This is a genomic window from Shinella sp. (assembly GCF_049651085.1).
In the GTDB taxonomy this organism is placed as follows: domain Bacteria; phylum Pseudomonadota; class Alphaproteobacteria; order Rhizobiales; family Rhizobiaceae; genus Shinella.
This window is the reverse complement of the sequence record NZ_JBASBL010000018.1, coordinates 51,000-64,091: the sequence shown is the minus strand read 5'-3', so window position 1 is coordinate 64,091 and position 13,092 is coordinate 51,000. Positions and strand designations below refer to the sequence as shown.

Sequence of the window (13,092 nt, the reverse complement as noted above, 5' to 3'; positions counted from 1 at the left end):
CAGCACCCTGCCACCGGTTGGCTCGAATCGTTTTCCTCCCGCTTCCTACATCGAATCAGTGCGCTGAACGGCATTCCCTTGCCCGCCGGCCGCCTCATTCTGCACCCGCTTCAGGCGTGCCCTGCTTCGACCGACTACCTGTGCGTTTCTTCTGTCCCCGGCATCGGCAATATCAGCCCTCGGCAGCAGGCTTCGCGCCGCCCGGACCCCGAAATTAACCATTTGTTAACCATTCGGCCGCTACACCAAAGCAACTGAAAATTAATCAAGATGACTGACGTGTTAACTCAACCCCGGCCGATCCGCCTCAAGGGGCGGTCCTTCCTTGCGCTTGCCCTGACCCCGGAGCTTCCCTTCGAGGACTGGCTGATGCGCCTTGACGATCTGGCTGCCCGTTCGGCCGGTTTCTTCCTTCGTCGGCCAGTGGTGCTGGACGTCGAGGGTCTGGACATTGACCGCTCGGAGCTTCGCAGCCTCGTCGACCAGCTCAACGCCCGCAATGTGCGGGTCATGGGCGTCGAGGGCGCGCGCTCCGCGCTGCTCGGTCCCGACATGCCGCCAGCCATGATGGACGGACGCCCGGCGGCCGACATCGAGGCGCCGGCAACGGAGCGAGCCGAGACCACGCCTTCGGCCGAGCCCGTCGAAGCCACCATGCCGGAAATTCCGGTGGTAGCGGCAACCGGCCAGGTCACACCGTCACTGGTCGTATCCAGGCCTGTGCGTTCGGGCCAGTCGATCTTCTTCCCTGAAGGAGACGTCACCATCATTGGCTCGGTCGCATCGGGCGCGGAAATCGTCGCCGGCGGATCGATCCATGTCTACGGACCGCTGCGCGGCCGGGCCATGGCAGGCACAACAGGCAATGCTTCGGCGCGCATCTTCTGCCGCAAGCTCGAAGCGGAGCTGATTGCCATCGACGGTTTCTACAAGACGGCGGACGACATGGAGCCTGAACTGCGCGGTAAACCCGTACAGATCTGGCTCGACGGCGAAACGATCAAGGCCGCGACACTCGGCTGAACAGCAGACGAATTCCAACTTACTGGAGACGTATATGGGCAAGGTAATCGTTGTCACATCGGGCAAGGGCGGCGTCGGCAAGACGACGTCGTCGGCTGCACTTGGCGCCGCACTGGCGCAGAACGGCGAGAAGGTCGTGGTTGTGGACTTCGACGTCGGCCTGCGTAACCTGGACCTCGTCATGGGTGCGGAACGACGCGTGGTCTACGACCTCGTCAACGTCATCCAGGGCGACGCAAAGCTCACCCAGGCGCTGATCCGCGACAAGCGCGTCGAGACGCTCTACCTGCTGCCCGCGTCGCAGACCCGCGACAAGGACAACCTGACGCCGGAAGGGGTCGAAAAGGTCATCGCGGCCCTGAAGAGCGCTTTCGACTGGGTGATCTGCGACAGCCCCGCCGGCATCGAGCGCGGCGCGACGCTTGCCATGCGCCATGCCGACGTCGCGATCGTCGTGACCAACCCGGAAGTCTCCTCGGTGCGCGACAGCGACCGCATCATCGGACTGCTCGATTCCAAGACGCTGAAGGCCGAAAACGGCGAACGGATCGAGAAGCACCTGCTTTTGACCCGGTACGACGCCGCCCGCGCCGAACGCGGCGACATGCTGAAGGTCGACGACGTGCTCGACATCCTCTCGATCCCGCTGCTCGGCATCATCCCGGAAAGCATGGACGTGCTGCGCGCATCCAACGTCGGCGCTCCCGTCACGCTGGCGGACGGCCGCTGCCCCCCGTCGCTCGCCTATTTTGAAGCAACGCGGCGCCTCAAGGGTGAAAACCTGCCGGTGACCATTCCCGGCGAAAAGCGCAGCTTCCTCGGCAAGATTTTCGGAAGGAAAGCGGCATGAACCTGTTCCGTTTCTTCTCCCGTGGCCAATCGGCTCCGGCAGCCCGGGAACGGCTGCAGGTGCTGCTTGCCCATGAGCGCGCCTCCACCGGCGACTCGGACCTCGTCAACAAGCTGCGCGACGAAATCCTGAAGGCGATTTCCAAGCACATGCAGGTCGACGACGAGAAGGTCAGCATCACGATGGAGCGCGGCGCCAAGGTCTCGACACTTGCCGTCGATATCGAAATCCCGTTCGACGCCGAGAAGAAGGCCGCCTGACGATCCGCTTCGCACGCCGCGCAGCCCCAAAAGCCGGCGACGACCCGATACCTCGAAGGACCACAGGACCCCACCGACCGGCTCCCCCCGGAGCCCAATGACGCATCAATAATGATTGAAGGAGAATGTCATGACCCGTTTTGCACTTCTGGAGAGGCTGAAAGCAGTCCAGCAGATGCCCAAATACCAGGGCCGTGACATCACCACGATCAGCGCGGTGCTATCGAACCAGGCACTGGCGCGGCATGTGGAATATTGCGAGCAGGCCGCCGGCCTGGAAGCATCCGCCGACGTGCCCCAGGGCGCCTGAACGAGAAAACCCCGATCATCGGCATATCCTTGCCGACCGCACCGTTACCGCCGGGAACGTCTGAACGACCTCCCGGCGGTCGTCGGCGTGTTCTGATCAACGCGCGAACCTGCGCGCGCCAGCCACACAAAGAACGATGGCGAGCGTCGTGACGATCATCAGCGGGCTGACCTTCTCGTGCAGCAGCCCGGCGGCGAGCAGAAGGCCGAAGAAGGGCTGGAGCAGTTGCAACTGCCCCACCGCCGCAATGCCGCCGAGCGCAAGCCCGCGATACCAGAAGATGAACCCGATCAGCATGCTGAAGATCGATACATAGGCGAGCCCTGCCCAGGCGCCGCCACCGATGCCCTCCCATGTTCCCGGCAGCGAGAAAAGCATGATGACGGCCATTGCCGGCAGCGACAGCAGCAGCGCCCAGGAAATGACCTGCCAGCCGCCCAGCGTGCGCGAAAGTTTTGCACCCTCCGCATAGCCGAGGCCGCAGACGACAACGGCGGCAACCATCAGCAGATCGCCGACCAGCGAGACTTCTGCGCCGGCATTCAGCGCAAATCCCACCACCGTCGCGCTGCCGATGCAGGAGAACAGCCAGAAGAGCGGCTTCGGCCGCTCCCCGCCGCGCAGCACGCCGAAGATGGCGGTCGCCAGCGGCAGAAGGCCGATGAAGACGATGGAATGCGCCGACGTGATGTATTGCAGGGCCACCGCCGTCAGCAGCGGAAAGCCGACGACGACACCGAGCGCGATGATGCACAGCGAGAAGAGATCGTCACGCGACGGCTTGTTCTGGCGCAGCGCGAGCAGCAGCGCCGCGCCCAGAAGCCCCGCGATGACCGCCCGCGCCGAGGTCAGGAACATCGGTGAAAAATCCGCCACCGCAATGCGGGTCGCCGGCAGCGACCCGCTGAAAATGATGACCCCGAGCAGCCCGCTGCCCCAACCGTCCATGGATGTTTTCATCGTCCCTCACAATCTATCCCGCCTCGATACAGGCAAGGGCTTGGCAAAGGCAGGAACAAAGCAATACACTTCTGGCGAACTGTATGGCCAACAAACTCATACAATAGGAGCAACCATGCTGGGAGATCGTGCAGGAAGCCGGACGTCGGATATCATGGCGGCGATCCGCGGCCGGATCGACAGTCGCGCCCTTGCACCGGGCGACCGGCTCCCCTCGATCCGTCGTTTCGCCAGCACGATGCACGTCTCCCCTTCGACGGTGGTGGAGGCCTATGACCGACTTGCGGCAGAAGGATTGATCCGGGCTCAGCGGGGGTCCGGCTTCTATGTTTCCAACGCAGCCCTGCCGCCGCTGAAGCTTGCTGCGGAAACGCCGAAGGCGCGGGCGGTCGATCCGTTCTGGGTGTCGCGGCAGGCGCTCGACGCGGACGATGCGGTGCTGAAACCAGGCTGCGGCTGGCTGCCGGCGGACTGGATGCCGAACGACGCGCTGCGTCGCGCCATCCGCAGCCTCGCGCGCAGCGACAGCGATTTCCTTGCCTATTATGGCAGCACGCGCGGTTCCCCGGCGCTCCGCCGCCTGCTGCTCGGGCGGCTCGCCGAGGAGGGGATCGAGATCGGGCCGGACCATCTGATGCTGACCAATACCGGCACGCAGGCGCTCGACCTGATCTGCCGCTTCCTGCTGCGGCCGGGCGATACGGTCCTTGTCGACGATCCCTGCTATTTCAACTTCCAGGCGCTCCTGAAGGCCCATCAGGTCAAGGTCGTCGGCATACCCTATGGCCCGTCGGGGCCGGACGTCGCGGCTTTCCAGGCAGCGCTTGCCGCCGAGCAACCCCGGCTCTACATCACCAATTCGGCGATCCACAATCCGACGGGCGCAACGCTTTCCCCGCAGGTCGCGCACCGGCTGCTGAACGCCGCAGCGACCAGCGGCCTGACCGTCGTCGAGGACGACATCTTCGCCGATTTCGAGCCCGAACCGTCCACCCGGCTTGCGGCGCTCGACGGCCTTTCCCGCGTCATCCGCATCGGCAGCTTTTCCAAGACCCTCTCGGCATCGGCGCGCTGCGGCTATATCGCTGCACGGCCGGACTGGATCGAGGGGCTGGTGGACTTGCAGATCGCCACCAATTTCGGCGGCCCCAACCCTATTTCCAGCGAAATCATCGCGCATATGCTGGGCGGCGGCGGCTACCGAAAGCACATGGAGGAGCTGCGGCGTCGGCTCGTGCGCATCCGCCGCGAGACGGCGGACCGGCTGCATCGGCTGGGCATCGAGCCCTGGCTCCTGCCTCGCGGCGGCTTCAACCTGTGGTGCCGCCTGCCGGACGGGCTCGATTCTGCGCAGGTGGCGCAGGCAGCCGTTGCCGATGGCGTCCTGTTCGCTCCCGGCAACGTCTTCAGCGTGTCGCAAGGCGCTGCCGGCTTCATGCGCTTCAACGTCGCCCACATGATCGAGCCCCGCGTCTACGACGTTCTCGCGACAGCGATGAAACGAGCCTCCTGACGGATCGACAGGCCGGGCCTCTTTATCTTTTCCTTACGTCGCCCTCACGCCTTCCCAATCGAAACCTGACTTCTACCGGGCGTAGTCTCATCCTGCACAACAGGAGAACGGATATGTCCGATTTCATCTTTCTCGCGCTCGGCTGCGGCACGTTCATCGTCGTTGCCGCCTATGCCCGCGCGCTCGACCGGCTCTGAGGAACAGCAATGCTTGAACCTCTCTTCGGTCTTTTCGTCGCCCTCGCCCTTGGCGTCTATCTCGTGGTCACGCTTCTGCGGCCCGAACGCTTCTGAGCCTCCAGGAGAAACTCCATGACCATGATCGGGTGGCTACAGATCGCCATCTTCTTCCTCGCGGTTCTGATCACGATCAAACCGCTCGGCCTCTATATGGCCCGAGTCTTTGCCGGCGAGCGCACCGTGCTGTCGCCGGTTCTCGGGCGTCTCGAGGCTGACCTTTACCGCGTGTCCGGCATCGCGCCGACCAAGGAGCAAGGCTGGCTTGCCTATACGGTCTCCATGCTGGTCTTTTCGCTTGCCGGTTTTGCCGCGCTCTACGCGATCCTCCGGCTTCAGGCCTTTCTGCCGCTCAACCCGCAGGGTTTTGCCGGCATGGCGCCGGACCTGGCCTTCAACACGGCGGTCTCCTTCGTCACCAATACCAACTGGCAGAACTACGGCGGCGAAACGACGCTCAGCCATTTCAGCCAGATGGCGGGCCTCACCGTGCAGAACTTCCTTTCCGCCGCAACGGGCATGGCGCTCGCCGTGGCGCTGACGCGCGCGCTGGTTCGTTCCAAGGTCGCCACGCTCGGCAATTTCTGGGTCGATATGACAAGAGCAACGCTCTACGTGCTCCTGCCGATGGCCCTGGTCGTCGCCCTCGCCTTCGTCGCCATGGGCCTGCCGCAGACGCTTGACGCTGCCGTAAGCGCAACGACACTCGAAGGCGTCAATCAGACGATCTCGCTCGGCCCGGTCGCTTCGCAGGAAGCAATCAAGCAGCTCGGCACCAATGGCGGCGGCTTCTTCAACGTCAACGCCGCCCATCCGTTCGAAAACCCGACGACATTTTCCAACTATCTCAATATCTTCGCCATGCTGTCGATCTCGGCGGCGCTGGTCTATACGTTCGGTGAGCTCGTCGGCAATCGCCGCCAGGGCTGGGCGATCATCAGCGCCATGGCGATCCTGCTGATATCGGGTGTCGCCGTCATCTACTGGGCGGAATCCCAGGGCAATCCCATCCTGACGGCGCTCGGCGTCGATGCCGCATCCGGCAATATGGAAGGCAAGGAAGTCCGCTTCGGACAGGCGATGACCGCGCTCTATGCCGCCGTCACCACCGGCCTTTCGGATGGCGGCGTCAACGGCATGCACGGCTCCTTCACCGGGCTCGGCGGCCTCGTGCCGATGTTCCTGATGCAGCTTGGCGAAGTGCTGCCGGGCGGCGTGGGCTCCGGCCTCTACGGCATGCTCGTCTTCGCGCTGCTTTCCGTCTTCGTTGCCGGTCTCATGGTCGGGCGCACGCCGGAATTCCTCGGCAAGAAGATCGAGGGCCGCGAGATGAAATATGCCATGCTCGCCGTGCTCGTCCTGCCGCTCGCCATTCTCGGCTTCACCGCGGTTTCCGCCATGCTGCCCGTCGCCGTGGCAAGCATCGGCACGCCCGGCCCGCACGGGCTTTCGGAAATCCTCTACGCCTACACTTCGGCGGCCGGCAACAACGGCTCGGCGTTCGGTGGCCTCAGCGGCAACACTGTCTGGTACAACACGACCCTCGGCATCGCGATGCTGCTCGGCCGCTTCGCCTATGTTGTGCCGGTCATGGCGATTGCCGGATCGCTTGCCGCCAAGATCAAGGTACCGCCGTCCGCCGGCACCTTCCCGACAGACGGCCCGCTCTTCGTCGGCCTCCTCATCGGTATCATCCTCATTCTCGGCGGCCTGCAATTCTTCCCCGCGCTCGCCCTCGGCCCCATCGTCGAACACCTCGCGATGCTCGCTGGCCAGACCTTCTAAGGAAAGAGCCATGTCCAAGGTCCATCACGCTCCCAGCCTCCTCGACCCCGCAATCCTCCTTCCGGCCGCGCGCGACGCTTTCGTCAAGCTCGACCCGCGACAACTGGTGCGCAACCCCGTGATCTTCGTCACCGAAGCCGTCGCGGCGGTCGTCACCGTCCTCTTCCTGCGCGACCTTTTCACCGGCAGCGCGCAGGCCGGCTTCTCCGGCCAGATCGCCGCCTGGCTCTGGTTCACCGTGCTTTTCGCCACCTTCGCCGAAGCCGTGGCCGAAGGACGTGGCCGGGCGCAGGCCGACAGCCTGAAGCGCACCAAATCGGAACTCGTCGCCCGGCGGCTCACGGCGGCCGGCGTGACGGAGGCGATCCCGGCGACCCGCCTTGCGGTCGGCGATGTCGTGCTGGTCGCAGCCGGCGAGTTGATCCCCGGCGACGGCGAGGTGATCGAAGGCGTCGCCTCGGTCAACGAAAGCGCCATCACCGGCGAATCCGCCCCGGTGATCCGCGAATCCGGCGGCGACCGCTCGGCCGTCACCGGCGGCACGCAGGTCCTCTCCGACGAGATCAAGGTGAAGATCACCGTCGCGCCCGGCTCCTCCTTCGTCGACCGCATGATTGCGCTCATCGAAGGCGCGCAGCGGCAGAAGACACCAAACGAGATCGCCCTGTCGATCCTGCTCTCGGGTCTCACGCTGATTTTCCTCTTCGTCTGCGTCGCCATCTGGGGCCTTGCCGGCTATTCCGGCACGGTGCTGAGCGTCACGGTGCTTGCCGCCCTGCTCGTCACCCTCATTCCGACGACGATCGGCGGCCTGCTGTCGGCCATCGGCATTGCCGGCATGGACCGTCTCGTGCGCTTCAACGTCATCGCCACCTCCGGCCGCGCCGTGGAAGCTGCCGGCGACGTCGATACGCTGCTGCTCGACAAGACGGGCACCGTCACCTTCGGCAACCGCATGGCCAGCGACTTCCTGCCGGCGCCGGGCGTCTCGCCGTCCGATCTTGCGGAAGCAGCGCTCGTCGCCAGCCTTTCCGACGAAACGCCGGAAGGCCGCTCGGTCGTGGCGCTCGCCTCCGGCGAATTCGGCATCGCCGTGCCGCAAACCCGCTTCGACGCGGTGATCGACTTCACCGCAGAAACCCGCCTGTCCGGCGTCGATGTCGCCGGCCGGCGGCTGCGCAAGGGTGCGGTCGATGCGGTGTTGCGTTTTGCCGGGCTTGAGGAGAGCGAGGCCCCGGCCGACTTCCGCCGCGCCGTCGAGATGATCGCCCGCAGCGGCGGCACGCCGCTCGCCGTGGCCGACGGGTCCCGCCTCCTCGGCGTCATCCATCTCAAGGACGTGGTGAAGCCGGGCATCAAGGAGCGTTTCGCGGCGCTGCGCGCCATGGGCATCCGCACGGTCATGGTGACCGGCGACAATCCGGTCACCGCCGCCGCCATCGCCTCGGAAGCCGGCGTCGACGATTTCCTCGCCCAGGCCACGCCGGAAGACAAGCTCGCCTATATCCGCCGCGAGCAGCAAGGCGGTCGCCTCATCGCCATGTGCGGCGACGGCACCAATGACGCGCCGGCCCTTGCCCAGGCGGATGTCGGCGTCGCCATGCAGACCGGCACGCAGGCAGCCCGCGAGGCGGCCAATATGGTGGACCTCGATTCCAGCCCGACCAAGCTGATCGAGATCGTCGAGATCGGCAAGCAACTGCTGATGACGCGCGGCTCGCTGACGACCTTCTCCATCGCCAACGACGTCGCGAAATATTTCGCGATCATACCGGCGCTGTTCGTGGCGACCTACCCGGCCCTCGACGCGCTCAACATCATGAACCTCGCCTCGCCGCAATCGGCCATTCTCTCGGCCGTTATCTTCAACGCCTTGATCATTGTCGCGCTCATTCCGCTGGCTCTGCGCGGCGTCGCCTACCGCCCGGCCGGTGCGGCTGCCCTTCTTCGCCGCAACCTCCTCGTCTACGGCCTCGGCGGCCTCGTCCTGCCCTTTGCAGGCATCAAGGCTATCGACCTTGCCGTCAGCGCCCTACATCTGGTGTAATCATGCTGAATCATCTTCGCCCGGCCATCACCCTCGTCCTCGCCCTGACCGCGCTTCTCGGGCTCGGCTACCCGCTTGCCGTAACCGGCCTGGCGCAGGCTCTCCTGCCGGCCACCGCCAACGGCTCGCTCATCGAAAGGAACGGGACCGTCGTCGGTTCCGCCCTGATCGGACAGGCCTTCACCACGGAGCGGTATTTCTGGCCGCGCCCCTCGGCGACAGGTCCGGATGCCTATAACGCTGGTGCCTCCTCCGGCTCCAATCTCGGCACGACGTCGGCCAAGCTCAAGGAACGCGTCGAGGCGGATATCGAACGGTTGAAGGCCGCAAATATCGCGACGCCCGTCCCGGCGGAGGCGGTAACGACCTCCGGCTCCGGCCTCGACCCACACATCTCCCCCGCCTTTGCACGGGCGCAGATCGCACGGGTGGCCCTGGCCCGCGGCCTTTCGGAAACGGACGTGGCCAACCTTGTCGAAAACCGTATAGAAAATCGGCTTTTCGGCTTCATCGGCGAGCCAAGAGTGAATGTGCTACAACTCAATCTGGCGCTTGACGCACACGGAACATGAGACCGCGAATGACGGACAACGACCGCGACGACAGTCGCAGACCGGATCCCGATGCATTGCTTGCCCTGGCGGAGAAAGACCGCCGGGGCAAATTGACTGTTTTCCTGGGGGCTGCGCCGGGCGTCGGCAAGACCTACGCCATGCTGGCGCGCGCCAGCCGCCTGAAGGCCGAAGGCGTGGATATCGTCGTCGGCCTCGTTGAGACCCACGGGCGAAGCGAAACGGCCGCCCTGATCGCGGGTCTGGATATATTGCCGCGCCTGCGCGCCACCCACCGGGGCAAGGAACTCGAGGAATTCGATCTCGACGGCGCGCTCGCCCGCCGCCCGCGCATCGTGCTGGTCGACGAGCTTGCCCATTCCAATCCGGAGGGAAGCCGCCATCCGAAGCGTTATCAGGACATCGAGGAACTGATCGCCGCCGGCATCGACGTGTGGACCGCGCTCAACATCCAGCATCTCGAAAGCCTCGCCGATCTCGTGGCGCAGATAACCGGCGTGACCGTGCGCGAGCGGGTGCCGGACACTGTCCTGAAAAAGGCCGACGAGGTCGTGCTGGTCGACCTGCCGCCGACGGAACTGATCGAGAGGCTGAAGGAAGGCAAGGTCTACCTGCCGGAAAGCGCAAGTCGCGCCGTCGACCGGTTCTTCCGTCTCGGCAACCTGACGGCGCTGCGCGAACTTGCCCTGCGCCGCACGGCCGACCGGGTCGATGACCAGATGGTCGACTATCTCAAGCAGAACGCCATCGAAGGCCCCTGGGCGGCCGGCGAGCGGCTGCTCGTCTGCGTCGGGCCGGACGATCTGTCGGAAAAGGTCGTGCGCGTGGCAAGTCGCCTTGCCTCCGGCCTGAACGCACCGTGGATCGTCGTCTCCATCGACCGGGCAGACCGTGAAATGGAGACGACTGAACACTTGCAGCGCATGGAGGCGCTGTTCCGGCTGGCCGAACAGCTCGGCGCGGAAACCCGCCGGGTGGTCGGCAACGATTTCGTCGAGGAAATCCTGAAGCTGGCCCGCCGCGAGCATGCGACCCAGATCGTGATCGGTGCAAAGCGCCATCGCGGCTGGACGCGGCTGCTTTCGCCGTCGCTGCCGGACGCGCTCTCGCGCCGCGCCGCCGGCCTCGGCGTCTATTTCGTGACGCCGGAAAAGAACGAGAAGCCGCCGGCACCGGTGCGTTTCCCGCGTTTCAACATTGCATCCTTCCGCCAGTCCGCCCTGATCGCCGCCGGGCTCACCGCCGCCACCGCAATCGTGGGCAAGCTTGTCTACGTCTTTGCGGAACTGCCGAACATCTCGCTGCTCTTCCTGCTCGCCGTTCTCGGCGCGGCAGTGCTCGGCGGCTATGCGTCGGCCTTCATCGCCGCCCTCCTGTCGGCGCTCGCCTATAACTTCCTGTTCATCGATCCGCTGCACACATTCACGATCACCGCGCCGCACGAGGTTTTCGCGCTGATCGTCTTCCTGTCCGTCGCCATCATCGCGGGCGGGTTTGCCTCGCGCATCAAGGAACAGGCAGGGGTTGCCCGCGTGCGCGCCACCGCACTGCAATCGCTCTACGATTTCTCGCGCAAGCTTTCGACGACCGCCAAGGCGGACGACGCGATCTGGGTGGCGGTCTCGCATCTGCAGGCAAGCCTCAAGCGCAACATCGTGCTGCTTCTGCCCGACAAGAGCGATCTCAAGATCGCCGCCGTCTGGCCGCCGGACACGGACCTTGACGTGACCGACTTCACGGCGGCGCGCTGGACGCGTGACAAGCAGGAAACCGCCGGTTTCGGCACGGGCACGCTACCGAACAGCCGCTTCGAGTTCCGCCCGCTGATGGGCCCGCACGGGCTGGTCGGCGTCTGCGGCATCCAGCAGGTAGAGGAACGGCTCGACCTCAACGCCGAGCGCGCCCTCTCGGCGATCCTCGACCAGACGGCCATCGCCCTCGACCGTGCGCGGCTTTCGGAAGAAAGCGTCGCGCAGGCGGCCAAGCTTGAGGGCGAACGCTACCGGGAGGCACTGCTGTCCTCGATCTCGCACGACCTGCGCACGCCGCTCGCCACCATCATGGGAGCCGTCACCAGCCTGCGCCAGCTCGGCGACAAGATGACACCCGAAAGCCGCACCGACCTCCTCCAGTCGATCGAGGAGGAGGGCAGCCGCATGAGCCGCTTCGTCTCCAACCTCCTCGACATGACGCGCATCGAATCCGGCACGCTGAAGCCGAAGAGCGACTGGGTTGACGTTTCCGATGTCGTGCAGACCGCCATCGAGCGGGCGCGGAAATACTTTCCGGGCAAGCCGATCGAGAGCGGTATCGCACCCGACCTGCCGCTCGTCGAGGGCGACAGCGTGCTGCTCGGGCAGGTCCTGTTCAACCTGCTCGACAATGCCGTGAAGTACGGCGGCGACGAGCCGGTCAACGTCTATGCCCGTCGCGACGGGCAGGACGTGCTGATTTCCGTGACCGATCTCGGCAAGGGAATTCCACCTTCCGAGATCGACCGTGTCTTCGAAAAATTCTATCGTCGCGGCAAGCCGGATGGCCGTGCGCCCGGAACGGGGCTCGGCCTTTCCATCGCCCGTGGCTTCGTCGAGGCGATGGGCGGCCATATTCATGCGGAAAGTCCGGCGGTGAAGAAGAAGGGCACACGTATCGTCATCCGCTTCCCGACGGGTGAGAAGACGAAGGCTGACAGGGCGAAATGACGAGCGAGCGCATTCTGGTGGTGGACGACGAACCGCAGATCCAGCGGTTCCTGAAACCTGCCCTCAAGGCGGCGGGCTACGAGGTGGTGGAGGCCGGTACCGGCGGCGAAGCGCTGAAGGCGGTGGCGACCACCGCGCCCGATCTCGTCATCCTCGATCTCGGCCTGCCGGACATGGACGGCAAGGAGGTCATCAGCAACCTGCGCGGCTGGACGACCATTCCCATCATCATCCTTTCCGCCCGCGAACGGGAAAGCGAGAAGATCGCCGCGCTCGATCTCGGCGCCGACGACTATATCGAAAAGCCGTTCGGCATCGGCGAACTGACGGCCCGCATCCGCACCGCGCTGCGGCACCGCGAGCGCGCGGCGGCGGCACCGGCTGCTCTTTCCACCGACGGGCTGGTCATCGACACCATAAAGCGGCTGGTTTTACGGAACGACGAGGCGATCCGGCTAACGCCGAAGGAATACGATCTCCTGACGCTGCTTGCCCGCCATGCCGGCAGGGTCGTCACGCACAAGACCCTGCTCACCTCCGTCTGGGGGCCGGCGCATGGCGAGGACCTGCACTATCTTCGCGTCTTCATCGGCCAGCTTCGCCAGAAGATCGAGCGTGACCCGACCCGCCCCACCATCGTGCGCACGGAGCCCGGCGTCGGCTACCGCCTGATGGCCGATCAGGAAACCTGACACCCTGCCTGTGCCGCCCTTTTGGCCGCTTCCCGGGGCATGGAGGCGATGAAAACCGCCGAATGTGCAGTTTATTTACCCAACCGTACCGGATTCACCGAATCAGACCTTCCCTGGTGACAGGGGAAACCCTAGTTGGGAA

At 65.1% G+C, this 13,092-nt stretch carries 12 protein-coding genes; 11 read left to right on the top strand and 1 reads right to left on the bottom strand.

All coding sequences use genetic code 11. From position 1 onward, the window contains the following. The first annotated feature begins 270 nt into the window (after positions 1–270). From minC to WA950_RS10310, 4 genes are all read left to right on the top strand, one after another. Positions 271–1,023: a septum site-determining protein MinC gene (gene minC, locus WA950_RS10325; protein WP_424551624.1), complete on the top strand. Its 753-nt coding sequence runs from the start codon at positions 271–273 to the stop codon at positions 1,021–1,023. A 34-nt stretch (positions 1,024–1,057) separates the two neighbouring features. Further along, positions 1,058–1,873 (top strand): septum site-determining protein MinD, encoded by an 816-nt coding sequence (gene minD / locus WA950_RS10320; protein WP_424551623.1) that lies wholly within the window; start codon positions 1,058–1,060, stop codon positions 1,871–1,873. Then, on the top strand, positions 1,870–2,133 hold the full coding sequence (gene minE, locus WA950_RS10315) for a cell division topological specificity factor MinE (RefSeq protein WP_424551622.1): 264 nt from the start codon (positions 1,870–1,872) through the stop codon (positions 2,131–2,133). Before minD ends, minE begins: the two co-directional genes overlap by 4 nt. A 130-nt stretch (positions 2,134–2,263) precedes the next feature. Then, positions 2,264–2,443 (top strand): hypothetical protein, encoded by a 180-nt coding sequence (locus WA950_RS10310; RefSeq protein WP_424551621.1) that lies wholly within the window; start codon positions 2,264–2,266, stop codon positions 2,441–2,443. A 96-nt stretch (positions 2,444–2,539) separates the two neighbouring features. Here the strand turns inward: WA950_RS10310 and WA950_RS10305 are convergent, their stop codons facing one another. Beyond that, the gene (locus WA950_RS10305; RefSeq protein ID WP_424551620.1) at positions 2,540–3,403 is read right to left on the bottom strand and encodes a DMT family transporter; all 864 of its coding nucleotides are present in this window, start codon (positions 3,401–3,403) and stop codon (positions 2,540–2,542) included. Between the two features lie 115 nt (positions 3,404–3,518). Between WA950_RS10305 and WA950_RS10300 the strand changes: the two genes are divergently transcribed. The 7 genes from WA950_RS10300 (at position 3,519) to WA950_RS10270 (ending at position 12,950) form a co-directional block, all read left to right on the top strand. Next, the gene (locus tag WA950_RS10300) at positions 3,519–4,916 is read left to right on the top strand and encodes a PLP-dependent aminotransferase family protein (RefSeq protein ID WP_424551619.1); all 1,398 of its coding nucleotides are present in this window, start codon (positions 3,519–3,521) and stop codon (positions 4,914–4,916) included. Positions 4,917–5,122: 206 nt separating this feature from the next. After that, entirely contained in the window at positions 5,123–5,209 is an 87-nt protein-coding gene (gene kdpF / locus WA950_RS10295) for a K(+)-transporting ATPase subunit F (protein ID WP_424551729.1), read from the top strand. Positions 5,210–5,227: 18 nt separating this feature from the next. Beyond that, complete coding sequence (kdpA, locus tag WA950_RS10290) at positions 5,228–6,937, top strand: potassium-transporting ATPase subunit KdpA (RefSeq protein WP_424551618.1); 1,710 nt, start codon at positions 5,228–5,230, stop codon at positions 6,935–6,937. Between the two features lie 10 nt (positions 6,938–6,947). Continuing rightward, entirely contained in the window at positions 6,948–8,984 is a 2,037-nt protein-coding gene (gene kdpB / locus WA950_RS10285) for a potassium-transporting ATPase subunit KdpB (protein WP_424551617.1), read from the top strand. A 2-nt stretch (positions 8,985–8,986) separates the two neighbouring features. Then, positions 8,987–9,556, top strand: coding sequence for a potassium-transporting ATPase subunit KdpC (gene kdpC, locus WA950_RS10280; protein ID WP_424551616.1), 570 nt, complete (start codon positions 8,987–8,989; stop codon positions 9,554–9,556). Positions 9,557–9,564: 8 nt separating this feature from the next. Next, on the top strand, positions 9,565–12,258 hold the full coding sequence (locus tag WA950_RS10275) for an ATP-binding protein (protein ID WP_424551615.1): 2,694 nt from the start codon (positions 9,565–9,567) through the stop codon (positions 12,256–12,258). Next, the gene (locus WA950_RS10270) at positions 12,255–12,950 is read left to right on the top strand and encodes a response regulator (protein ID WP_424551614.1); all 696 of its coding nucleotides are present in this window, start codon (positions 12,255–12,257) and stop codon (positions 12,948–12,950) included. The genes WA950_RS10275 and WA950_RS10270 overlap by 4 nt, the downstream gene beginning before the upstream one ends. Positions 12,951–13,092: the final 142 nt, after the last annotated feature.

Bases quoted from the DNA above. Each gene is read 5' to 3' on its own strand.
- WA950_RS10270 (WP_424551614.1), top strand. From the start codon at position 12,255: ATGACGAGCGAGCGCATTCTGGTGGTGGACGACGAACCGCAGATCCAG.
- kdpC (WP_424551616.1), top strand. From the start codon at position 8,987: ATGCTGAATCATCTTCGCCCGGCCATCACCCTCGTCCTCGCCCTGACC.
- kdpA (WP_424551618.1), top strand. From the start codon at position 5,228: ATGACCATGATCGGGTGGCTACAGATCGCCATCTTCTTCCTCGCGGTT.
- minD (WP_424551623.1), top strand. From the start codon at position 1,058: ATGGGCAAGGTAATCGTTGTCACATCGGGCAAGGGCGGCGTCGGCAAG.
- minE (WP_424551622.1), top strand. From the start codon at position 1,870: ATGAACCTGTTCCGTTTCTTCTCCCGTGGCCAATCGGCTCCGGCAGCC.
- WA950_RS10300 (WP_424551619.1), top strand. From the start codon at position 3,519: ATGCTGGGAGATCGTGCAGGAAGCCGGACGTCGGATATCATGGCGGCG.
- kdpF (WP_424551729.1), top strand. From the start codon at position 5,123: ATGCTTGAACCTCTCTTCGGTCTTTTCGTCGCCCTCGCCCTTGGCGTC.
- minC (WP_424551624.1), top strand. From the start codon at position 271: ATGACTGACGTGTTAACTCAACCCCGGCCGATCCGCCTCAAGGGGCGG.
- WA950_RS10310 (WP_424551621.1), top strand. From the start codon at position 2,264: ATGACCCGTTTTGCACTTCTGGAGAGGCTGAAAGCAGTCCAGCAGATG.
- WA950_RS10305 (WP_424551620.1), bottom strand. From the start codon at position 3,403: ATGAAAACATCCATGGACGGTTGGGGCAGCGGGCTGCTCGGGGTCATC.
- kdpB (WP_424551617.1), top strand. From the start codon at position 6,948: ATGTCCAAGGTCCATCACGCTCCCAGCCTCCTCGACCCCGCAATCCTC.
- WA950_RS10275 (WP_424551615.1), top strand. From the start codon at position 9,565: ATGACGGACAACGACCGCGACGACAGTCGCAGACCGGATCCCGATGCA.